General features: G+C 62.6%; 23 protein-coding genes and 1 pseudogene. 22 read left to right on the top strand and 2 right to left on the bottom strand.

The features are described from left to right. Nucleotides 1–20: 20 nt before the first annotated feature. A pseudogene (locus AO065_RS26865) lies at nt 21–392 on the top strand (PAAR domain-containing protein); the annotation flags it as partial. On the opposite strand, the gene AO065_RS25150 reads toward AO065_RS26865, so the two are convergent. Then, the gene (locus AO065_RS25150; protein ID WP_004880345.1) at nt 370–1,149 is read right to left on the bottom strand and encodes a ParA family protein; all 780 of its coding nucleotides are present in this window, start codon (nt 1,147–1,149) and stop codon (nt 370–372) included. The pseudogene AO065_RS26865 and the gene AO065_RS25150 overlap by 23 nt on opposite strands. A 351-nt stretch (nt 1,150–1,500) precedes the next feature. On the opposite strand from AO065_RS25150, the gene AO065_RS25145 reads away from it, so the two are divergent. Genes AO065_RS25145 through AO065_RS25050 form a run of 20 tightly spaced genes read left to right on the top strand, consistent with a single transcriptional unit; the run spans nt 1,501 to nt 19,502 of the window. After that, nucleotides 1,501–2,220 (top strand): beta-ketoacyl synthase chain length factor, encoded by a 720-nt coding sequence (locus AO065_RS25145; RefSeq protein ID WP_004880346.1) that lies wholly within the window; start codon nt 1,501–1,503, stop codon nt 2,218–2,220. Then, entirely contained in the window at nt 2,196–3,008 is an 813-nt protein-coding gene (locus AO065_RS25140) for a lysophospholipid acyltransferase family protein (protein ID WP_004880347.1), read from the top strand. Before AO065_RS25145 ends, AO065_RS25140 begins: the two co-directional genes overlap by 25 nt. After that, the gene (locus AO065_RS25135) at nt 2,983–3,243 is read left to right on the top strand and encodes a phosphopantetheine-binding protein (protein WP_004880350.1); all 261 of its coding nucleotides are present in this window, start codon (nt 2,983–2,985) and stop codon (nt 3,241–3,243) included. Before AO065_RS25140 ends, AO065_RS25135 begins: the two co-directional genes overlap by 26 nt. A 9-nt stretch (nt 3,244–3,252) precedes the next feature. Continuing rightward, a complete protein-coding gene (locus AO065_RS25130) occupies nt 3,253–3,507 on the top strand; it encodes an acyl carrier protein (RefSeq protein WP_004880351.1) in 255 nt (84 codons plus the stop codon). Next, nucleotides 3,504–4,049, top strand: a complete 546-nt coding sequence (locus AO065_RS25125) for a COG4648 family protein (protein WP_004880353.1) — start codon at nt 3,504–3,506, stop codon at nt 4,047–4,049. Before AO065_RS25130 ends, AO065_RS25125 begins: the two co-directional genes overlap by 4 nt. Nucleotides 4,050–4,059: 10 nt before the next feature. Continuing rightward, nucleotides 4,060–5,742: an ApeI family dehydratase gene (locus AO065_RS25120; protein ID WP_004880354.1), complete on the top strand. Its 1,683-nt coding sequence runs from the start codon at nt 4,060–4,062 to the stop codon at nt 5,740–5,742. After that, the gene (locus AO065_RS25115; RefSeq protein WP_004880356.1) at nt 5,735–6,469 is read left to right on the top strand and encodes a glycosyltransferase family 2 protein; all 735 of its coding nucleotides are present in this window, start codon (nt 5,735–5,737) and stop codon (nt 6,467–6,469) included. The genes AO065_RS25120 and AO065_RS25115 overlap by 8 nt, the downstream gene beginning before the upstream one ends. After that, nucleotides 6,466–7,413 carry an LpxL/LpxP family acyltransferase gene (locus AO065_RS25110; RefSeq protein ID WP_004880358.1) on the top strand — a complete coding sequence of 316 codons (948 nt, stop codon included), beginning with the start codon at nt 6,466–6,468 and terminating at the stop codon, nt 7,411–7,413. Before AO065_RS25115 ends, AO065_RS25110 begins: the two co-directional genes overlap by 4 nt. After that, nucleotides 7,394–8,941 (top strand): HAL/PAL/TAL family ammonia-lyase, encoded by a 1,548-nt coding sequence (locus AO065_RS25105; protein WP_004880360.1) that lies wholly within the window; start codon nt 7,394–7,396, stop codon nt 8,939–8,941. The genes AO065_RS25110 and AO065_RS25105 overlap by 20 nt, the downstream gene beginning before the upstream one ends. Further along, nucleotides 8,931–9,356 carry an acyl-CoA thioesterase gene (locus tag AO065_RS25100; RefSeq protein ID WP_004880361.1) on the top strand — a complete coding sequence of 142 codons (426 nt, stop codon included), beginning with the start codon at nt 8,931–8,933 and terminating at the stop codon, nt 9,354–9,356. Before AO065_RS25105 ends, AO065_RS25100 begins: the two co-directional genes overlap by 11 nt. Next, nucleotides 9,353–9,967: an outer membrane lipoprotein carrier protein LolA gene (locus tag AO065_RS25095; RefSeq protein ID WP_004880363.1), complete on the top strand. Its 615-nt coding sequence runs from the start codon at nt 9,353–9,355 to the stop codon at nt 9,965–9,967. Before AO065_RS25100 ends, AO065_RS25095 begins: the two co-directional genes overlap by 4 nt. After that, nucleotides 9,951–12,293: an MMPL family transporter gene (locus AO065_RS25090; protein ID WP_004880366.1), complete on the top strand. Its 2,343-nt coding sequence runs from the start codon at nt 9,951–9,953 to the stop codon at nt 12,291–12,293. The genes AO065_RS25095 and AO065_RS25090 overlap by 17 nt, the downstream gene beginning before the upstream one ends. Next, nucleotides 12,290–13,462 (top strand): hypothetical protein, encoded by a 1,173-nt coding sequence (locus tag AO065_RS25085; protein WP_004880369.1) that lies wholly within the window; start codon nt 12,290–12,292, stop codon nt 13,460–13,462. The genes AO065_RS25090 and AO065_RS25085 overlap by 4 nt, the downstream gene beginning before the upstream one ends. Beyond that, nucleotides 13,449–14,696, top strand: coding sequence for an NAD(P)/FAD-dependent oxidoreductase (locus AO065_RS25080; RefSeq protein WP_004880370.1), 1,248 nt, complete (start codon nt 13,449–13,451; stop codon nt 14,694–14,696). Before AO065_RS25085 ends, AO065_RS25080 begins: the two co-directional genes overlap by 14 nt. Then, nucleotides 14,693–15,427 (top strand): class I SAM-dependent methyltransferase, encoded by a 735-nt coding sequence (locus tag AO065_RS25075; protein ID WP_004880371.1) that lies wholly within the window; start codon nt 14,693–14,695, stop codon nt 15,425–15,427. The genes AO065_RS25080 and AO065_RS25075 overlap by 4 nt, the downstream gene beginning before the upstream one ends. Next, nucleotides 15,424–15,906: a hypothetical protein gene (locus tag AO065_RS25070; RefSeq protein WP_004880373.1), complete on the top strand. Its 483-nt coding sequence runs from the start codon at nt 15,424–15,426 to the stop codon at nt 15,904–15,906. The genes AO065_RS25075 and AO065_RS25070 overlap by 4 nt, the downstream gene beginning before the upstream one ends. After that, on the top strand, nt 15,903–17,099 hold the full coding sequence (locus AO065_RS25065) for a beta-ketoacyl-[acyl-carrier-protein] synthase family protein (RefSeq protein WP_004880374.1): 1,197 nt from the start codon (nt 15,903–15,905) through the stop codon (nt 17,097–17,099). Before AO065_RS25070 ends, AO065_RS25065 begins: the two co-directional genes overlap by 4 nt. Next, nucleotides 17,096–17,551, top strand: coding sequence for a hotdog family protein (locus tag AO065_RS25060; protein WP_004880376.1), 456 nt, complete (start codon nt 17,096–17,098; stop codon nt 17,549–17,551). The genes AO065_RS25065 and AO065_RS25060 overlap by 4 nt, the downstream gene beginning before the upstream one ends. Continuing rightward, nucleotides 17,548–18,276 carry a 3-oxoacyl-ACP reductase FabG gene (gene fabG / locus AO065_RS25055; RefSeq protein WP_004880379.1) on the top strand — a complete coding sequence of 243 codons (729 nt, stop codon included), beginning with the start codon at nt 17,548–17,550 and terminating at the stop codon, nt 18,274–18,276. The genes AO065_RS25060 and fabG overlap by 4 nt, the downstream gene beginning before the upstream one ends. Continuing rightward, nucleotides 18,276–19,502: a beta-ketoacyl-ACP synthase gene (locus AO065_RS25050; protein WP_004880381.1), complete on the top strand. Its 1,227-nt coding sequence runs from the start codon at nt 18,276–18,278 to the stop codon at nt 19,500–19,502. The genes fabG and AO065_RS25050 overlap by 1 nt, the downstream gene beginning before the upstream one ends. Nucleotides 19,503–19,649: 147 nt before the next feature. Here AO065_RS25050 and AO065_RS25045 read toward each other — a convergent pair whose 3' ends face one another. Continuing rightward, nucleotides 19,650–20,534 (bottom strand): LysR family transcriptional regulator, encoded by an 885-nt coding sequence (locus tag AO065_RS25045; protein ID WP_004880384.1) that lies wholly within the window; start codon nt 20,532–20,534, stop codon nt 19,650–19,652. 117 nt (nt 20,535–20,651) lie between these two features. Between AO065_RS25045 and AO065_RS25040 the strand changes: the two genes are divergently transcribed. Beyond that, nucleotides 20,652–21,920, top strand: coding sequence for an MFS transporter (locus AO065_RS25040; protein WP_004880385.1), 1,269 nt, complete (start codon nt 20,652–20,654; stop codon nt 21,918–21,920). Nucleotides 21,921–22,019: the final 99 nt, after the last annotated feature.

The following is a 22,019-nucleotide window of genomic DNA, read 5'->3' as shown; positions in this document are numbered from 1 at the left end:
ACTCCAAAGGAAGCAGCTCTATGCCATTCATAGTCAGGGAAGGTGATACGACCACCCGTGGCGGTCTTGTGTTGAACACCTCGTCACGCGTGATTCTGGACGGGCAACGGGTGGCACTCATGGGCGACCCGGTATGGTGCCCGGCGTGCGGCAGCGCAGGCTTCATCGCTCAGGGCAATCCAACCTATATCGACGAATTTGTAGCGGCTGCCACGCATGGTCACGAAGTGCGATGCGGTTGCCCGTCAGGCAGCAACCGCCTGATCGCTTCTCAGAACACATTCCAGGCCGACATGGACGCTGCCATCGACATTCCCGAGGACATGATCACCGAAGCGCGCCGGCGCGCTGAAGCCCTGACGCTGGAACTCAAGGATGTGCGTTGGTTTCCAGCAAGTGATGCAGGTCGACGAACTGCCTTGTCAGCTTGTGCCGCGGATCAAGGTGGACCAGAGGCAGACAGGCCTCGTGAGACTCACGCATCTTCACTGACGCATTGAGGTAGACCGGCAATACCGGGAGGCCTTCGGCAACCAGTTCATCCAGCATCTGCTGCGGCAGGCTCGCACGGGGCTGGAACTGGTTGACGATGATGCCTTCCACTTGCAGGTTCTCGTTGTGGTCTTCTTTCAACTCCTCGATTTCCCGAAGCAGGCCATAAAGCGCCTGTCGGGAAAAACTGTCGCAATCAAAAGGAATGAGGACGCGATCTGCCGCAATCAGCGCCGACACCGCATAGAAATTAAGCGCAGGAGGCGTATCCAGGTAGATGCGTTCGTAGTCTTCGCCTAACTCATCCAGCAGTTTGCGAAGCTTGTTGATCTTGTGCTTGGCCTCGAGTTTTGGCTGCAGATCGGCAAGTTCTGCCGTGGCAGTGACCACATGCAGGTTATCGAACGGCGTCTCGTAGATATCGACGTGGTTCTTCTTGCCGAACGGTGCGGAAGACAGTGTCTGCTTGAAGAACTCGGCAATCCCCATCGGGATATCGTGGCCTGTGAGGCCGGTCAGGTACTGGGTGGAGTTGGCCTGGGCATCGAGGTCGATCAACAGGGTCCGATAGCCTTCATTAGCGCTGACTGCAGCCAGATTGCAGGCAATGCTCGATTTGCCGACTCCCCCCTTCTGATTGAATACCACACGGCGCATGCTTTGAATTCCTCGAGAGATTAAGAAACGACGTGACTGACCGATAAAGGCTGTACGCGTGGTCGAGTCTAGGCAATGCATACGACAACGGCGACCTTATCGGCAACCCTGTCGCAAAATACGACACATTTATGTCAGTTCAATGACTAGCTTGATTGAGCGTCAATCATGCGTACGCATGAGTTACCTGAATGAGAATGAATGCTGTGTAAACCCTTTACTTGTAACAAATTTGCTAGTCGCGATTCCCACAAGGATAATGCGCGCATTCATTGAACTTACCGCCCAGACTGATGCCGTCCTGGTATCGAAGTAGCGAGAAACAAGCCCGCAGGGGCGGGAAGAGAAGTTTTGATCACCTTCAACATTGCACGATGGCGCGCCTGGGCACCTGGCCTGGCGAGCGCAGACGAGTGGGAGCAATGGAGCCGCACCCCTAGACAGTTGCAGGACAGCAACGAGGCACCGGACGTGTCTTTTCTGCCTGCGATGCAGCGCCGACGGCTGGGCCGCATGGCGCGCATGGCATTCGCGGTCGGCTGGCCACTCAGCGAGGACCACGAGCGCATGCCACTGGTATTCGTGTCCCGTCACGGCGAAACGCCCCGCACGTTCGACATCCTTCGCGATCTGGCCGCTGACGAGCCCATGTCGCCGACCCAGTTCAGCCTGTCGGTGCATAACGCCGTGATTGGTCTGTGGTCGATTCTGCGCGGTGAAACCAGCGAAATGACCGCGCTGGCGGCCGCCGGCGACGGACTTGAATACGGTGCATTCGAATCCGCGGCCCTGCTGGCCGAGGGCGCGCCGGCCGTGCTGCTGGTGGTGACCGAAGAACAGCCTCCGCAGGCCTACGCCCAATGGATCGACGACGTGCCCTTCCCCTATGCCGTCGGCCTGCTGCTGACGCCGGGTAACGAGTGGCAACTGTCCCTGAATACCGACACGCAAGGCGCGCAACGCACGCAGTGGCCTCATGCCCTGAATCTGTTGCAAGCCCTGCACACCGACCAGTCCTCATGCCTGCATCCGTGGAATAACCGATTATGGAAGTGGCAACGCAACCATTGAAGAAAGGCCGGGACGCCTATTACTGGCGTCTGCTGGCCACCGGTTTCAGCTTTGCCCTGTTCGGGATCAGCGGGCTGTGTCTGCGTGTGTTCGTCTTTCCGGTTCTGAGTTGCTTTCCGGGGAGCGTCGCAGACCATCAGCGACGTGCCCGCCGGACCATCAGTCGGCTGTTCTGGCGGTTCATCCGAATCATGGCGCGCCTGGGCGTACTGACCTACGAGATCAAAGGTGCCGAAAAACTGGGACGCCCCGGCCAGATGATCATTGCCAACCACCCGTCCCTGATCGACGTGGTGTTCCTGATCGGCCTGGTGCGTGACGCCAACTGCGTGGTCAAGCGCAGCCTGTGGGAGAACCCGTTCACGCGAGGGCCGGTGCGCTCCACGGGCTATATCAGCAACGACGGCAGCATGGACATGCTCGATGCCGCTGTGGAACGCCTGCAAGGCGGCCAGACCCTGATCATCTTTCCGGAGGGCACGCGCACCCAGCCCGGCCAGCCGCCGGCCTTTCACCGGGGCGCCGCCGCCATTGCCCTGCGCGGCGCCAGCATGATCACGCCGGTCACTATCAAGGTCAGCCCGACCACCCTCACCAAGGCCGAGCCCTGGTACCGGATTCCGCAACGCCGTGTGCATTTCACCCTGCATGTGGGTGCCGATATAGACCCGAAAGCCTTCAGCGTGCTGGGCCCGCCGCCTTTGGCGTCCCGCAGGCTCAACGATTACCTGCATGACTACTTCATCAAGGAGCTCGCCACAGATGAGCGATCTACACCTGGACATTAAAGTGCTGATCATCGATGCCCTGGGCCTCGAAGACATCACCCCGCAAGACATCGGCAATGACCAGACGCTCTTCGGCGAGGGCCTTGGACTGGATTCGGTCGACGCACTGGAACTGGGCCTGGCCATCCAGAAGCGCTACGGCATCAAAATCGATGCCGACGCCAAGGACACCCGCAACCATTTCGCCAACGTCGACAGCCTTGTGGCGTTCGTCAGCGCCAGACAGCCGGTCTGAGGATTGAACATGCAAACCCGTGAAGACATCTTCCAAACCCTGCGCACGGCCATGGTCGAACTGTTCGAACTGGAACCTGAAAGGGTCGTCCCCGAGGCGAACCTCTATCAGGACCTGGAAATCGACAGCATTGACGCTGTTGACCTGATCGACCACATCAAGCGCAAGACCGGCAAGAAAATCGCGGCGGAAGAGTTCAAGTCCGTCAGAACCGTCAACGACGTGGTCGAGGCCGTCTACCGCCTGGTCAACGCCGCCGAATGAAACGGCTGGTGGGTCTGATCCTGGTGCTGGCCGGTGTGCTTTACCCGTTCGCCGTCTACTGGGGAACCGAGCACTTCGCACCCTGGCAATTTGCCCTACTACTGGGAAGCCTGTGGCTGGCGCGAATCGTCACGGGTGAGCGCAAGCCCGGCAGCCTGGCGATGGCGCTGGTGGCGCTGGGGTTTTGCGTGGTGCTCGGGCTGCTCGACAGCCATGTGATGCTGCGCTGGTACCCGGTGCTGGTCAGCCTGTTCATGCTGGGCCTGTTCGGCTCGAGCCTGATCTACGGCCCGCCAATCGTCGAACGCATGGCGCGTATCAACCGGCCTGAACTCTCTGAATCCGGTATTCGCTACACCCGGCGGGTCACTCAAGTGTGGTGTGTGTTCTTCCTGGGCAACGGCCTTGCTGCAGCAGCGCTGACGCTGTGGGCACCGCTGTCATGGTGGACGCTCTACACCGGCCTTGTTTCCTATGGACTGATGGGCCTGCTGTTCGCAGGCGAACTGATCGTCCGCCTGCGCGTCATGGGCGGCCCATGAAATGGATTGCATGAACTGGCTGAATCTTGAAAACCTGCTGCTCGACACCGCCACGGATCGACTGCTGACCACCCCTCCAGCGCTGACGCTCGCCCAATGGCGCGCGCAGGCATTGAGCGTTGCAGGCGGGCTTCAAGCCCGTGGCGTCCGGCAAGTGGCGGTGCACCTTGAAGATGCCGCCGAGCTGGGCATCGCATTGTTCGGTGCCTGGCGCGCCGGGGTAAGCGTGCTGCTGCCTGCCGATCTGCAGGGCCAGACCCGCGAACGCTGGGCCGGTCAGGTCGATCTGTGGATCACCGACCAGCCCGGTGATGCACCGCTGAGCGACCTGCACGCAGCCTCCCTGGCACCGGCAGCGCTTGATCTGGACCAGTGCCGCCTGAGCCTGTGCACTTCAGGTTCCAGTGGCGAGCCGAAGCTGATCGAGAAACGTCTGCGCCAGCTGGCCAATGAAGTCACGGCCCTGGAGCAGCTCTGGGGCGCGGAACTGGGCGAGTCCTGCATGGTGGGCAGCGTGGCGACCCAGCACATCTACGGCCTGCTGTTCCGGTTGTTGTGGCCGCTGTGCGCGGGGCGTTCATTCGTGCGTCGTCAGTTGCCCTTCTCCGAAGACGTGCAGCGCGCCAGCCTCGAAAACGCGCCGTTTGCCTGGGTCGCCAGCCCGGCCCTGCTCAAGCGCATGGGTGACAACCTCGACTGGCCCCGCCTGAGCGCCGTAAGCCGGGTGTTCTCCTCGGGTGGTGTATTGCCGGGCGAAGCAGCGCAAAGCCTGCATGAGCGACTGGGGCAATGGCCGACGGAAATCTTCGGCAGCTCGGAAACCGGCGGCATTGCGTGGCGTCAGGGCGAACAGCGCTGGCAGCCCTTCGAAGGCGTCGAGCTGACCCGGGGCGACGACGGTGCCTTGTGCGTCCGCTCGCCGTACCTGCCTGTTGGCCATGTCGAACACACAGCCGACGCTGTACACATCGACACCGACGGCCGTTTCGAACTGCTGGGCAGGCTGGACCGCATCGTCAAACTTGAGGAAAAACGAATCTCGCTGCCCCTGATCGAACAGGCGCTCGTCACCCATGAGTGGGTCCGCGAGGCGCGTCTGGGCGTGGTTCAGGAGAACCGTGCCTCACTCGGTGCGCTGGTCGTGCTGAGCGACAGTGGCCTGCTTGCACTCCGGACACAGGGCCGTCGTGCGCTGACCGAAGCGCTGCGCCAGCACCTGCGTCCGCATTGCGAAGCCCTGGCGTTGCCTCGTCGCTGGCGGCTGCTGCGGCAGATGCCGCTCAACGCTCAGGACAAACTGCCGCAGGCCGACGTTGAAGCAATGCTGATGGCCGAGCGCCCGAAACTTCCGGAGCTGCTGGATCAGAAAACCGTCGAAGACGAGTTGCAACTGAATCTGGTCGTTCCTCCCGACCTCGCGTACTTCAGCGGCCACTTTCCCAAGGCTCCCGTCCTGCCAGGCGTGGTGCAGGTGGAATGGGCCATGAAACTGAGCCAAAGCCTGCTGGACCTGCCTCCGCGCTTTGCGGGGCTGGAAGTGCTGAAGTTTCAGCAACTGGTGCGCCCCGGCGACTCCCTCACGCTGAACCTGCGCTTCGATGAGCAACGCTCGAAACTGCATTTCGCCTTTCGCAACAGCGAACGCGCGCCCTGCTCCAGTGGCCGGATCGTGCTGGAGGCTGCGCATGCATAAGCCCTGCGCGATCATTCCGGTGTTCGATCACGAGCTGGCCGTGCCCGACGTGGTCAGCGCCGTTCGGCAAGCCGGGCTGCCCTGCGTGCTGGTGGACGACGCCAGCAGCCCGGCCTGCGCGACGGTGTTGCTACAGCTTGCACAGGCCGAGCAGGTCTATCTGGTGCGCCTGCCGATCAATCAGGGCAAGGGCGGCGCCGTGATGGCCGGCTTTCGGGAAGCCGCACGGCTGGGTTTCAGCCATGCCTTGCAGGTCGATGCCGACGGCCAGCATGACCTGACGGATATTCCGCTGTTTCTGCAGCAGTCGCGTGATTATCCAGACGCGCTGATCTGCGGTTATCCACAGTACGACAAGAGTGTTCCCAAAGGACGCCTGTATGCGCGTTACCTGACCCACGTGTGGGTGTGGATCAACACGCTGTCGCTGCAGATTCGCGACTCGATGTGCGGCTTCAGGCTCTACCCGCTGGCGCCGGTCCTGAAGCTGATCGACAGCGCACAGATCGGCAGACGCATGGACTTCGATTCGGAAATCCTCGTGCGCCTGTCATGGCGCAGGCAACCCATGCGCTGGCTGCCGACCCGCGTTCATTACCCGCAGGACGGTCTGTCGCACTTCCGCCTGTTCCACGACAATGCGCTGATCTCGAAAATGCACGCCAAACTGTTCTTCGGCATGCTGGTCCGCCTGCCGGTCATCCTCTGGCAACGGTGGCGGGCATGAGCGTAAAACCCACATCGAAGCAGCATTGGGCCAACCATGAGGAGCGCGGCAGCTTTCTGCTGATGAAGCTCACCGCGTGGGGCGTCAAACTGCTCGGCCGTCGCCTGCTGACGCCGGTGCTGTATGGCATCGTGCTGTATTTCTTCCTGTTCGGCCGCCGCGCCCGGCACAGCATCCACGAGTATCAAGAGCGCCTGTCGCAGTGGAGCAACCGGCCCGAACTGCGCCCCACCCAGCGCCGGGTATTCGGCCAGTTCATGGCCTTCGCCGACGCGCTGCTCGACAAGCTCGACGTGTGGAACGGCAGGCTGGGCATTGACCAGATCGAGATCATTGACCCAGCGCATCTGCGGCAGAACCTGCGCGGATCGCGTGGCCAACTGCTGGTCGGCGCGCACCTGGGCAATCTCGAAGTGTGTCGCGCCCTCGCCGAACTGGGCGAGAAAGTCACCATGAACGTATTGGTGCACACCAAGCACGCCGAACGTTTCAATCGTCTGCTGGGCGAAGCCGGGGCGACCAACCTGCGGCTGATCCAGGTCAGCGAGCTGGATCCGGCCATCATGCTGCAACTGAACCAGCGCATCGAAGAAGGTGAATGGCTGGCCATCGCTGGTGATCGTGTGCCTTTGCATGGCGGACGCAACGTGCGTGTCGATTTTCTCGGCCAGCCCGCCGCATTCCCGCAAGGCCCGTGGCTGCTGGGCGGGCTGCTCAAATGCCCGGTCAACCTGTTCTTCTGCCTCAAAGGTCCGACCGGCTATCGCGTGATTCTCGAGCCCTTTGCCGACGCCATCGAATGGCGGCGCAGCGACCGCCCGCAGGTCATCGAACACTGGGCCACGCGCTATGCCGAACGCCTCGGCCACTATTGCCTTGAAGCACCACAGCAGTGGTTCAATTTCTACCCATTCTGGAAGTCCGATGACGAACCACGCTCCTGACACCATTACCTTCGGCGAACGGGCGCTGTGCATTGAAGACGTGCTGGCGCTGGCCAACCGCCAGGCGCCCACCGTTTTGCAGAGCGATGAAGCGTTCCGCGAGCGCATTGCCAAAGGCGCACGGTTTCTGGATTCGCTGCTGGACAAGGAAGGCGTGATCTACGGCGTCACCACCGGCTATGGCGATTCTTGCGTGGTTGCCGTGCCGCTGGAACACGTCGAAGCGCTGCCACGTCACCTGTACACCTTTCATGGCTGCGGTCTGGGCAAGCTGCTCGACGCACAGGCGACCCGCGCCGTGCTCGCGGCGCGGCTGCAGTCGCTGTGTCAGGGCGTGTCCGGGGTGCGTGTCGAACTGCTGGAGCGCCTGCAGGCGTTCATCGATCAGGACGTATTGCCGCTGATCCCGGAAGAAGGCTCGGTCGGTGCCAGCGGTGATCTGACGCCGCTGTCCTATGTGGCCGCGACGCTCTCAGGCGAGCGCGAAGTCATGTTCCGTGGCGAACGCCGAGCGGCCAGCGACGTGCACCGCGAACTGGGCTGGACGCCGCTGGTGCTGCGGCCCAAGGAAGCGCTGGCCTTGATGAACGGCACGGCGGTGATGACCGGCCTGGCCTGCCTCGCATTTGCGCGGGCCGATTATCTGCTGCAACTGGCGACCCGCATCACGGCAATGAACGTAGTGGCGTTGCAAGGCAATCCTGAGCACTTCGACGAGCGCCTGTTCGCCGCCAAGCCGCATCCGGGTCAGACCCAGGTGGCCGCATGGCTGCGCCAGGACCTCGCGATCGACGCACCGACCGCGCCGCTGCATCGCCTGCAGGATCGCTACTCATTGCGTTGCGCGCCCCATGTGCTGGGCGTGCTGGCCGACAGCCTGAACTGGTTGCGTTCGTTCATCGAGATCGAACTCAACAGCGCCAACGACAACCCGATCATCGACGCCGAAGCCGAACGCGTGCTGCACGGCGGGCATTTCTACGGCGGTCATATCGCTTTCGCGATGGACAGCCTGAAAACGCTGGTCGCCAACGTCGCCGACCTGCTGGACCGGCAACTGGCACTGCTGGTGGACGAGCGTTACAGCCACGGTCTGCCGAGCAATCTGTCGGGCGCCAGCGCCGAGCGGGCGATGCTCAACCACGGTTTCAAGGCTGTGCAGATTGGCGCCAGTGCCTGGACGGCGGAGGCTTTGAAAAACACGATGCCGGCCAGCGTGTTCTCTCGCTCCACCGAGTGTCACAACCAGGACAAGGTCAGCATGGGCACCATCGCCGCGCGCGACGCGATCCGGGTGCTGGAGCTGACCGAGCAGGTCGCCGCCGCCACGCTGATCGCCGCCAACCAGGGCGTCTGGCTTCGAGGCAAGTCCGCCGATGCGCGCCCGCTGCCACCCGCGCTGGCCGCCATGCACGAACAACTGAGTCAGGACTTCGCCCCCGTCATCGAAGACAGGGCACTGGAGGCGGAGCTGCGCCTGTGCCTGAAACACATCGCCAACCGACACTGGAGGCTGCATGCGCAGTAAGGGATTTCTGCAGGTCGACACCGAAATCGTGGTGCCGTTTTTTGACGTCGACATGATGAACATTGTCTGGCACGGCCATTACGTCAAATACCTGGAAGTGGCGCGTTGCGCGCTGCTCGACCACATCGGCCACAACTACATGCAGATGCTCGAATCCGGGTATGGTTGGCCGGTGATCGACGTCCAGCTGCGTTACGTGCGCAGCGCCGTGTTCGGCCAGAAGCTGAACGTGCGCGCCGATCTGGTGGAATGGGAGAACCGGCTGAAGATCAACTACCTGATCACCGACGCGGTCACCGGCGAACGCCTGACCCGCGCCAGCACCGTTCAGGTCGCTGTCGACAGCCAGACTCACGAAATGCAACTGGCCTCGCCCAGGGTCTTCATCGATGCCGTAGAGAGAGCCTTGTCATGAGCCGTCCGCTTCGAGCGTTATGCGTATTGGGCCTCCTGTGCCTGTCGTCGCTGGCACACGCCTTCGACCTGCAACAGCTGAGCGATCAACTGGCCAGGCCTGCCGTGGTGCAAGGGCGTTTCATTCAGGAAAAACACCTGCGCGCCCTGCCGCAGCCGCTGATCAGCAAGGGCCGTTTCGTGCTGGCCAAGGACGCCGGGCTGCTGTGGCTGCTGGAAACCCCGCTGAAACAGGACTACCGCATCAACGCCAACGGCATTGCGCGCCGTGAAGCCGAAGGCAGCGCCAGCGTCTGGAAGCCGGTGCCCAACAAGAACGCCGGAGCCGAACAGAACCGTCTGTTCCTCGCCGTGCTGCAAGGTGACAGCAGTGGCCTGCAACGGGATTTCGAACTGCAACTCAAAGGCGACGCCAACGCCTGGCACCTCACGCTGACACCCCGCTCGCTGTTGCTGCAGCAGGTGTTCACGCAGATCAATATCGACGGCGGCGAACTGGTGCAACGCATCGAACTGCTCGAAACCCAGGGCGACAGTACGGTCCTGAAGATGATCGACAGCACCAGCGCTCCCGCGCTGACCGACGCGCAGCGTAATGACTTTGCGAACTGAGCGCCTGCTGCCGCGCCTGTTCCTGCTGATTCTGGCGGGCGTGCTGGCGCTGGCCGCCTGGCAATGGCGCGACCACTCGCCGCTGTCGGCCAACCTCATGGAGCTGGTGCCGGGCACTGACAACGACGCGCTGGTCAGCACGGCCGAGAAGCGCATTCAGGAACCGCTCAATCGCGAAATGCTGGTGCTGGTCGGTCACGCCGACCGTCAGCAAGCCATCACGCTGGCCCGCACGCTGGCCGAGCAATGGCAGGCCAGCGGCCTGTTCGAAAAAGTACAGTGGACACTGCAGGCCGATCTGCCTGCCCTGCGCAGCCAACTGCTGCAAGGGCGAATCGCGATGCTGCCAGCGGCAGATCGGGCGCAACTGATCGACGACCCGCAGGGCTTCATCGATCAGCGGGTGCAAACCCTGTTCGACCCCTTTGCCGGTTTCAGCCTCGTGCCCAGTCAGGACGACTGGCTGGGCCTGACCGGGCGCATCCAGAACGGCCTGCCCCGCCAGGGATCGGTCGAGCCGGATTTGGCCAGCGGCGCACTGATCGCCTCGGCCGACGGTAAAAGCTGGGTTTTGCTGCGCACACGCACCGGTAACGACGCCTTCGACATGCACCTGCCCGGCCAGGTCGCAGACCTGCTCGCCACTGCCCGCCAGCAGGCGAGTCAGGCAGGGGGCCAACTGTTGGCCGCCAGCGGTTTGCTATACGCGGCAGACGGCCAGAAACAGGCCAGCCGGGAAATCACCTGGGTCGGCGGCGGCGCAACCATCGGTATCCTGTTGCTGCTGTTGCTGGCGTTCAGAAGGTGGAGCGTGCTGCTGGCGTTTGTACCCGTCATCGTCGGCATGCTGTTTGGAGCAGTCGCCTGCGTGGCGGTGTTTGGCAGCATGCACGTCATGACGCTGGTACTGGGCTCGAGCCTGATCGGCGTGGCAGTCGATTACCCGCTGCACTATCTGTCCAAAAGCTGGAGCCTCAAGCCCTGGCGCAGCTGGCCTGCCTTGCGCCTCACTTTGCCGGGGCTGAGCCTGAGCCTTGTCACCAGTTGCATCGGTTATCTGGCGCTGGCCTGGACGCCGTTCCCGGCGCTGACCCAGATTGCCGTGTTCTCGGCTGCCGGTCTCGTCGGCGCATACCTGACCGCGGTATGCCTGTTGCCCGCGCTGCTTGGCAGGATCGAAATTCATCCCGCGCAGTGGCCGCTCAAACTGGCCCAGCAGATGCTCGATTGCCGCGCCGCCTTGCTGCAACGTGTCAGCACGCCGATTTTGCTGGTGTTGCTGCTGGCCTTCTGCAGCGGCGGCCTGTGGCACCTGACCACCAAGAATGACATTCGTCAGTGGGTCGCGGCACCGCAGTCGTTGACCGACGAAGCCCAGGCCATCGCACGCATCACCGGTTATCAGCCCACCAGTCAGTTCTTTCTGGTGCGCGGCAAGGATCAGCAGGAGTTGCTGGACCGCCAGACCGCGCTCACCCAGCGTCTCGATCAACTGGTGAACATGGACAAGCTGCAAGGCTACATGGCGATCAACCAGTTGCTAGACTCGCCTGCCGAACAACAGGCAACCCGCGCCGCCCTAGCGAAATTGCCGCAATACTGGCAGCCACTGGTGCAACTCGGTGTGCCTGAGGCGGCCTTGAAAGCCGAGCTCGCTCGGTTGCAGGCACTGCCGACGCAAGACATCGATCTGGCGCTGCAAGGCCCGCTCGCCGAACCCTGGCGCACGCTCTGGCTGGGGACGAATGAAGAAGGCGTGGCGACCATGGTGAGCCTGCGCGGCCTGAACAGCACGGCATTGCTGCGCATGCAGGCGGGCGGGCTGGACGGCGTGCAACTGGTGGATCGGCTGGGCGAACTCAATCAGGTCTTTGCCAGCACCCAGGTCAGCGCCGCCGAACTGAAGCTGGCCTCCTGCGTGTTGATCGTGCTGTTGCTGATCGTGCCGTTCGGCTTCAACGGCGCACTGCGCATCGTCGCACTGCCGCTGCTCGCTGCATTGTGCAGCCTCGCCAGTCTGGGCTGGCTCGGCCAGCCGTTGACCCTGTTCAGCCTGTTCGGCCTGCTACTGGTCACGGCCATCAGCGTCGATTACGCCATTCTGATGCGCGAACAGGTCGGCGGCGCTGCGGTGAGCCTGCTGGGCACGCTGCTGGCCGCCGTCACCACCTGGCTGTCGTTCGGGCTGCTGGCGATTTCCGGCACCCCGGCGATCAGCAACTTCGGCCTGTCGGTAAGCCTGGGGCTGGCGTTCAGCTTCATGCTCGCGCCCTGGGCCAGCCCGCGTCAGAAGAAACCCGCGGCATTCCCGGAGCCACGCCCATGATGATTCTGGTGTTCTGGGTCATGGCGTTGAGCCTGTTCGCGCTGGCCACATGGGCCGGTCAGCGGCTCGGTCTGATTCCCATCGTCAGTCAATTGCTGCTGGCCACGTTCGGCCTGCCGCTGTTGATGCTGCTGTGGATCGAGCCGCACTGGCAACTCAGCGGCGCACAACTGGTGTCACCGATCTGGCTCAAGAGCCTGTACGGGCTGGCGTTCGCGGTGGTGCTGGGGCAGATTCTCAGTGAAGTGATCGACGTAAAGCTCGACCGGCAAAGTCTGAAAATCGCTGTACCGAGCTTTTTCGTACCGTTTCTGGCGGGCATCGCCTGCGCGATCTGGCTGCTGCCCGAGCAGGTCTGGATCAGTTCGCTGGCGGTGGGGCTGGTGTTTGCCATCACCGCCATTCCGGTGCTGTACTTGTACCTGCACCATATCGATTACCCGCCCGCCGCGACCCGTCGGCTGGTGCAGACCGCGATTCTCATCGACCTGACCTGCTGGAGCCTGTTCGCCCTCGCCCAAGGCAGCCTGCACCTCGGCAGTCTGCTGCTGCCGCTGCTGAGTGCCTGCGTGCCGTTGCTGTTTCGCCTGCTGCGTCTGCGCCAACCGCTGCTCTACAGCCTGACGTTTTTTGCCCTGTTGATGGTGGCCGAGCATTACCGGCTCAATGCGTTGATCTTCGGCATTGGCTACCTGGTGTGCATGGCACGGCTGGGTCAGGCCTGGGTGCCACCGCTGAACGCGACAACGTTGCGCTTCATTCAAAACCGTCTGGCCATCCCGCTGCTGCTGACCTTCGGCATTGTGCAGATCGATGTCCACGCTGCGCTGAACGAGACGGGGTGGCTGCAGCTGGCTGCGCTGATCGTGCTGCCCATCGCCAGCAAGCTGCTCGGCAACTGGATCGGTTTGCACTGGGCAACGCCATCGTTCACCGGGGCCAGCCGCTGGCGTGAAAGCGTGCTGCTGAATATTCGCGGCCTGAGCGAAATCGTGTTTCTCAACCTGCTGCTGCAACAACAGCTGATCAGCCCGGCGCTGTACTTCGCCTTGATGCTGATGGGCCTGATTGCGACACTCATGCCTGCGTTCACCGGCATGGGCCGCCTGCCCTCACGCGCCACTCCTTCAATCGAACCACCGAAAAGGAATACCTGTGCCCATCACTGACAAGGAAATTCGCCAGGTCGTCGTCATCGGTGCCGGTCCGGCCGGTTCGATTGCTGCCGCGCTGCTCAAACGCCAGGGTCACGATGTGCTGATCGTCGAGCGTCAGGTATTCCCGCGCTTCTCCATTGGCGAAAGCCTGCTTTGCCACTGCCTGGATTTCGTTGAAGAAGCCGGCATGCTCGAAGCCGTGCAGGCCGCCGGGTTCCAACAGAAGAACGGCGCAGCCTTTGCGCGTGGCGAGCAGTACAGCGATTTCGACTTCGGCGACACCTTCACCGACGGCAAGCCGACCACCTTTCAGGTGCAGCGGTCCGAGTTCGACAAGCTGCTGGCTGATCAGGCTGAGTTGCAAGGCGTGGAAATCCGCTACGAGCAGGAAATCATCAGCGCCGATTTCGACGGTCCGCAGCCTGTACTGCGTGTAAGACGCGAAGACGGCAGCGAATACAGCGTGCAGGCCGACTTCGTGCTGGACGCCAGCGGCTACGGCCGCGTGCTGCCGCGCTTGCTGGACCTGGAAGCACCGTCAGGGTTTCCGGTGCGCAAGGCCGTGTTCACGCACATCGAAGACCACATCGAAAGCCCGCCTTTCGACCGCCAGAAAATCCTCGTCAGCATCCACCCCGAGCACAGCGATGTGTGGTTCTGGACCATCCCGTTCAGCGAGGGACGCTGCTCGCTGGGCGTGGTGGCGTCGGCCGAGCGGTTCGAAGGCAAACCTGAAGACCTGGACGCCTGCCTGCGGGCGTTCGTCGCGGAGACCCCGCAGTTGGCCAACGTGCTGAAAAACGCAGTCTGGGACACCCCGGTACGCACCATCGGTGGCTATTCGGCCAACGTCAAAACCCTTCACGGCAAGGGCTTTGCGCTGCTGGGCAACGCGGCCGAGTTCCTCGACCCGGTGTTTTCCTCGGGCGTGACCATCGCGATGCGCTCAGCCAGCATGGCGGCAGGCGTGCTGAATCGTCAGTTGCGCGGCGAAGCGGTGGATTGGGAAACCGAGTTCGCCGTCCCGCTCAAGAAAGGCGTCGATACATTCCGCGCTTACGTCGAAGGCTGGTACGACGACACCTTTCAAAACGTCATTTTCTACAAGGGCGGAACGCCTGACATACGCCGCATGATCAGTTCCATTCTGGCCGGTTACGCCTGGGACGAGCGCAACCCGTTTGTCAGCGAACCCAAGCGGCGCCTGCGCGTGCTCTCGGAAATCTGCACGAGCGATGATGCATGAACGGACCGTTCCTGAGCGACAGCTACGTCGAAGAAACCCGCTTTGGCCTGTGGTTTCTGCGCAGCAATATCTGGCAATACCGGGTGCTGCGTGTCGCCATCGATGACCTGCGCAGTCTGTTCACGGGTCCGCTGCCTGCCGCGCCGGTGTTGCTGGACGCAGGCTGCGGACAGGGCAAATCGTTCCGGCACCTGAGCAAAGTCTTCAGCCCGGCCAGACTGCTCGGTGTCGATGCCGACCCGGACAGCCTGTCGCGCAGCCGCGAAGAGGCCGCCGCGCTGGGGATCGACGTCGAACTGATCGGCAGCGACTGCGCCGCGCTGCAACTGCCCGACGCCAGCGTCGACCTGCTGTTCTGCCATCAGACCTTTCACCATCTGGTCGAGCAGGAACAGGCGCTGGCCGAGTTCTATCGCGTCCTAAAGCCGGGCGGCTATCTGCTGTTCGCCGAATCCACCGAGGCCTACATCGACACTTGGGTGATCCGCTGGCTGTTCCGTCACCCCATGCACGTTCAGAAAAGCGCCGCGCAGTACCTGGAGATGATCCGCCGGCAGGGTTTTGAATTCGAAGCCCGCAATGTCTCCTACCCTTACCTGTGGTGGAGCCGTGCCACGGACTTCGGCCTGCTGGAAGCCTTGAAGCTGCGCAAGCCCAAGCCTTTCGGGCAGCGCGAGGAAACGCTGGTCAACGTGGTGGCCCGCAAGCCGTTGCGAGGTGATGCAACATGATCCGAGCATTGATTCTTTCGCTGTTGCTGCTCGCAGGTTGCGCCAGCCAGACGCCATTGCCGACCACCGCACCCACGCTGGCGTTGCCCATGCAGTTGCACATCGAGCGCAGGCAGGCGGATCAGCGTCAGGACTGGATGTTGATCATCCAGCGTGAGAACAAGGGCCTGCGCTGGTCGATGATGGACCCGCTGGGCATTCCTCAGGCGCGTCAGTTGCTGATCGACGGCAAGTGGCAGGCAGACGGCCTGTTGCCGCCCAATCCTGAAGCCCGCGAACTGTTCGCCGCGCTGATGTTTGCCATGACCTCGGATCAGGAATTGAACAGCCGCTACCCGACGGCCTATCGCCAGGGCATGCAGCGCCGTCTTGAGAATCGCTGGCTGGTCGAGTATCAGTCGGCCAATGCCTTTACTGTCCGCCTCAAGGACGGCCTGAGCTACAAAGTGACCCCGTTGAACAGCGAGACCACGCCATGACCGCCCACCTCAACGCACTGGGGCTGATCTGCGCTCTGGGCAACGGCCAGGACGAAGTGTCTCGCCGGCTGTTCGCCGGCGACTGCTCAGGCATGGTTTTCGAAGACGGCTGGGTGGCGGATCGCACGCTGCCCGTGGGCGCGGTCAAGGATGCACTGCCTGTGATCCCCGCATCATTGCAATCGCAACACAGCCGCAACAATCAGTTGCTGCTGGCTGCCGCCTTGCAGATCGAGGGCGACATTCGTCAGGCCATCGACCGTTACGGCGCGTCGCGCATCGGTGTGATCATCGGCACCAGCACTTCCGGCATCGATGAAGCCAGCAGCAGCATGGTGCAGTGGCTGCGTGAGCAGACCTTCCCCGAGCACTACGATTATGCGCAGCAGGAGCTCGGTGCACCGGCCAATTTTCTGGCGAGCTGGTTGCAACTGACCGGCCCGGCTTACGTGATCTCAACGGCCTGCACGTCCAGTGCAAGGGCCTTGCTCAGTGCTCGGCGGGCGTTGGACATGGGGCTCTGCGACGCCGTGCTGTGCGGCGGCGTGGACAGCCTGTGCAAGCTGACCCTGAACGGGTTTTCCTCGCTGGAAGCCATGTCGCCGCAGCTGTGCAATCCGTTTTCCAGCAACCGCAACGGAATCAACATCGGCGAAGCCGCGGTGTTGTTTCTCATGACCCGCGAAGCCGGTGGCAACCACTCAATCGCCTTGCTGGGCGCGGGGGCCAGTTGCGATGCGCACCATATCTCGGCCCCGGAACCGACCGGGCGTGGCGCACGCGATGCCATGCAGCAGGCATTGAGCAATGCACGGCTCGCGCCGGAGCAGATCGGTTATCTGAACCTGCACGGCACCGCAACCTTTCACAACGACGCCATGGAAAGCCTGGCGGTGCAGGCGGTGTTTCCGAACGGCGTGCCGTGCTCGTCGACCAAGCCGCTGAGTGGCCATACCCTCGGTGCAGCCGGGGCGCTGGAAGTCGCGTTCTGCTGGTTGAGCCTGTCGCCCGACAACCTTGAACACGCCCTGCCGCCTCATGTTTGGGACGGCGCGGCCGATCCATCCGAACCCGCGTTGCAACTGACTGTACCGGGCGCACGTCTGGCCGCTGGCGACAGCCGCTACCTGATGAGCAATTCCTTTGCCTTCGGTGGCAACAACATCAGCCTGATTATCGGAGATGCACCATGATCGATTGGCCGCTCGCCGAACTCATTCCGCACGCTGGCGACATGATCCTCATCGATCAGGTGCTGGCCTTTGATGAAGAGCAGATCCAGACCTGCCTGACCGTGCGCGCCGGCGGACTCTTCAACGAAGCGGACGGCAGCCTGCCCGCCTGGGTCGGCGTGGAGCTGATGGCCCAGAGCGTGGCGGCGTTTGCCGGCTGTCAGGCACGCAGCAAGGGCGAAGCGGTCAAGCTGGGCTTTCTGCTCGGCAGCCGCAAGTTCGACTGCAACGTTGCGCACTTTCCGGCTGGCAGCGAACTGAACATCCACGCCGTGCGGTCGCTGCAGGACGACAGCGGCATGGGTGTCTTCGAATGCACCCTGACAGGCCCGGACATCAACGCCTTTGCGCGCCTCAATGTATATTGCCCACCCAACACTGCTGACTACCTGGCTGAAGGAGCCCCGGCATGACTGAATCCATACTGGTCACCGGCTCAAGCCGTGGCATCGGCCGCGCCATCGCCTTGCGTCTGGCTCAGGCCGGATACGACCTGATCCTGCACTGCCGCACCGGCCGCAGCGAAGCCGAAGCGGTGCAGGCCGAGATCATCGCGCTGGGTCGCCAGGCCCGTGTCCTGCAATTCGACGTGTCGGACCGTGCCGCCTGTAAGGAAATTCTTGAGCAGGACGTGGAAACCCACGGCGCCTATTACGGCGTGGTGCTCAACGCAGGCCTCACCCGCGACGGTGCCTTTCCGGCGCTCACTGATGAGGACTGGGATCAGGTGCTGCGCACCAACCTCGACGGCTTCTACAACGTGTTGCATCCGCTGACCATGCCGATGATTCGTCGTCGTTCGGCTGGCCGTATCGTGTGCATCACCTCGGTGTCCGGCCTGATCGGCAATCGCGGGCAGGTCAACTACAGCGCCTCCAAGGCAGGGCTGATCGGTGCGGCCAAGGCGTTGGCCATCGAACTGGGCAAACGCAAGATCACGGTCAACTGCGTCGCACCGGGCCTGATCGACACCGCCATGCTCGATGAGAACGTGCCGGTGGATGAACTGATGAAGATGATTCCGGCCCAGCGCATGGGCACGCCTGAAGAAGTGGCGGGTGCGGTGAATTTTCTGATGTCGGCCGAAGCCGCTTACATCACGCGCCAGGTGCTGGCCGTCAACGGAGGCCTGTGTTGATGAAACGCGTGGTGGTCACCGGCATGTCCGGCATTACATCGATTGGCAGCGACTGGGCCAGCGTCGAAGCGAATTTCACCGCCAATCGCAGCGGCATCCGGCGCATGGACGAGTGGAACCGGTTCACGGAACTGAACACGCGACTGGCCGGGCCTATCGATGACTTCGCCGTGCCCACGCACTGGACGCGCAAGCAGTTGCGCAGCATGGGGCGTGTGTCGCGCTTTGCAGTGGGCGCCTCGGAGCAGGCGCTGATCGACGCCGGGCTGCTGAACGACCCGATCATTCGCGATGGCCGCATGGGCACGGCCTGCGGTTCGTCCACTGGCAGCACCGATGAGATCAAGGCGTTCGGAGCGATGCTGATCAACTCGGTGGCAGTCGGTCTGAACGCCAACTCCTATGTGCGAATGATGCCGCACACCACGGCCGCCAATATCAGTATCTTCTTCGGCCTGACCGGGCGGCTCATCCCGACGTCCAGTGCCTGCACCAGTGGCAGCCAGGGCATCGGCTATGCCTACGAAGCGATCAAGTTCGGACGTCTGCCGCTCATGCTGGCAGGCGGCGCGGAAGAACTGTGCCCGACCGAAGCGATGGTGTTCGACGCGCTGTACGCCACGAGCCTCAAGAACGACGCCCCTCACACCACGCCACGCCCTTACGACACAGGCCGCGACGGGCTGGTGATCGGTGAAGGCGGCGGCATGCTGGTGCTTGAGGAACTGGAGCATGCCCAGGCACGTGGCGCCCACATTTACGCCGAGATCGTCGGCTTCGGCAGCAACGCCGACGGCGCGCACAGCACCCGCCCGGAGCAGATCACCATGCGACGCGCCATGGAGCTGGCCCTGGAAGACGCCAACCTGCCGCCCGAGGCCATCGGCTACGTGAACGGTCACGGCACGGCGACGGAACAGGGCGACATCGCCGAGACCCTCGCCACCAGCAGCCTGTTCGGTTCGCGCATGCCGCTCAGCTCGCAGAAAAGCTTCCTCGGCCACACCCTGGGTGCCTGCGGCGCGCTGGAGTCGTGGTTCAGCATCGAAATGCTCAACAGTGATCGCTACATCCACACGCTCAATCTTGATGCGATTGATCCAGCGTGTGGCGATCTGGATTACATCGTTGGCGAACCCCGGCGAATGAGCAACGAATACGTCATGAACAACAACTTCGCGTTTGGCGGGGTCAATACGTCGCTGATCTTCAAGCGCTGGGCGTGATTGGCGAGACCGGACACTGTGCGGTCTCTGATGAGCACCAGAACTGTGGGAGGCGCCACCACGTCTTTCGACGTAGCACTATCGCGCAGCAAACACCGGACTGTGGGAGACGGCTTGCATTCAGTCAGACATTACTGCAGCAGCGCCCTAGCCCTTTGTCGCCAGCTCAAAAAACGCTCTGGCCATCGCTGACTGTTCGTCCTTGCGCTTCACCAGCCACACCGGGCTGGTGGCGCCGGGGTCGAGCAGGTTGCGGTAGACCACGCCGTCGATGCGCATCCGGCGATACGGCGCGGGCAGTACCGTGACCCCCAGCCCCGCTGCCACCAGACCGATCATGGTCATGGGCTCGCCCGCTTCCTGGGTGATCAACGGGTTGAAACCTGCCGCACGGGCCAGGCTCAGGATCTGACCGTAGATCCCGCTGCCGTAGGTTCTCGGAAAGAACACGAACGGCTCAGCCGCCAGCGCTGCCATGTAGATCCCGTCTTCACTGCCCGCCGCCAACGGATGATCGGCCCGCATGATCGCGATCAGGGGTTCGTTCAGCAGCTCGAACACTTCCAGAGAATCAGGCAATTCCAGCGGCCGCATGATCCCTACTTGAATGCTCTTGTCCTCCAGCCCCGCCGCGACCTGCTGGCTGGTCATCTCAGTCAGGTCCAGATGCACCTGCGGGTACGCCTGGCGAAAGGCAAAGATTGCCTCGGGAATATTCGACGTCAGCGGCGCGGAAGACGTGAACCCGACCTTCAGCTCGCCCAATTGCCCCAGTTGCGCACGCCGGGCCACGTCGGCGGCCTTGTCGACCTGCGCCAGCACCAGACGCGCGTCGTCGAGAAACAGCCGGCCCGACTCACTCAACTCGACGCGCCGATTGGTGCGGTCGAACAGACGCGTACCCAGCTCCTGCTCCAGCGCCTGAATCTGCTGGCTCAGCGGCGGCTGGGAAATGCCCAGCACCTGGGCGGCACGGCCGAAATGCAGCTCCTCGGCCACGGCGATGAAGTAACGCAGATGGCGCAGTTCCATACAACCTCAATCAAGTCGTTTTACATATCAAACAGGTCGAACAATATATTGGATTGAATCATTAGCCAGCTATATGATTTTTTCATTGCCTGCCCGAACCGTGCTCCGAGGTTGACCGTGAACCCTGCCGCCGCTCCATCCGCCATCAAGTCAAATACTGCGTCTACCGAGTCTTCGGTCCCGCTGGGTGACAGCTACATCGAAAAAAACACGCCGCTGTTCAAGCGCACCGCGCTGGCCCTGTTCGCAGGCGGCTTCTCGACGTTCACCCTGCTGTACTGCGTGCAACCGATGATGCCGATGCTCTCGCAGGAGTTTTCCATCACCGCTGCCCAGAGCAGCCTGATCCTTTCGGTCGCCACCGCCATGCTCGCCATCGGCCTGTTGATCACCGGTCCGGTTTCCGACCGGCTGGGGCGCAAGTCGGTGATGGTCATGGCCCTGTTCTGCGCTTCACTGTTCACCATCGCCAGTGCGTTGATGCCGAGTTGGGAGGCCGTGCTCGTCACCCGGGCGCTGGTCGGCCTGTCGCTCAGTGGTCTGGCGGCGGTGGCCATGACCTACCTCAGCGAAGAAATACACCCCACGCACCTGGGGCTGGCGATGGGGCTGTATATCGGCGGCAGCGCGGTGGGCGGCATGAGCGGACGATTGATCGTCGGGGTCATGATCGATTACGTCAGTTGGCACGCCGCGATGCTGGTGGTCGGCGGTCTGGCGTTGATCGCAGCGGCGGTGTTCTGGCGAATCCTGCCTGAGTCGCGCAACTTCCGCGCCCGCTCGCTGCATCCGCGCAGCCTGCTGGATGGCTTTGTTGTGCAGTTCCGCGACAAGGGCCTGCCGCTGCTGTTTCTGACCGCTTTCCTGCTGATGGGCGCGTTCGTCACGCTCTTCAACTACATCGCCTATCGCTTGCTGAGCGAACCGTATCACCTGAGTCAGGCCGTGGTGGGCGTGTTCTCGGTGGTGTACCTGTCCGGCATCTACAGTTCGGCAAAGGTTGGCTCACTGGCTGACCGACTGGGCCGTCGCCGCGTGCTGTGGGCAGTGATCGTGATGATGCTGTTCGGCCTGAGCCTGACGCTCTTCACGCCATTGCCAGTCGTGATCACAGGCGTGCTGATCTTCACCTTCGGCTTCTTCGGCGCTCACTCGGTGGCCAGCAGTTGGGTCGGCCGCAGGGCCACCGTCGCCAGAGGCCAGGCGACCTCGCTGTATTTGTTCTGCTACTACGCAGGCTCGAGCGTGGCCGGTACCGGCGGCGGCGTGTTCTGGCATTACGCGGGCTGGAACGGCATCGGGCTATTCATTGGCGTGTTGCTGCTGATGGCGCTGGGTGTGGCATGGCGACTGGCGAAATTGCAGCCGCTGGCGGGACGGGGCTAAGCGTTGGTTGAGCGTTGAATACACCAGACTGTGGGAGGCGGCTTGCCGGCGATGCAGTCGACGCGGTATGTCAGGAAAATCGCGTCATCGTTCATCGCC

The organism is Pseudomonas viridiflava, assembly GCF_001642795.1.
GTDB classification, from domain to species: domain Bacteria; phylum Pseudomonadota; class Gammaproteobacteria; order Pseudomonadales; family Pseudomonadaceae; genus Aquipseudomonas; species Aquipseudomonas viridiflava.
The sequence above is the reverse complement of the archived record's forward strand: the minus strand, read 5'-3'. Positions and strand labels throughout refer to the sequence as shown.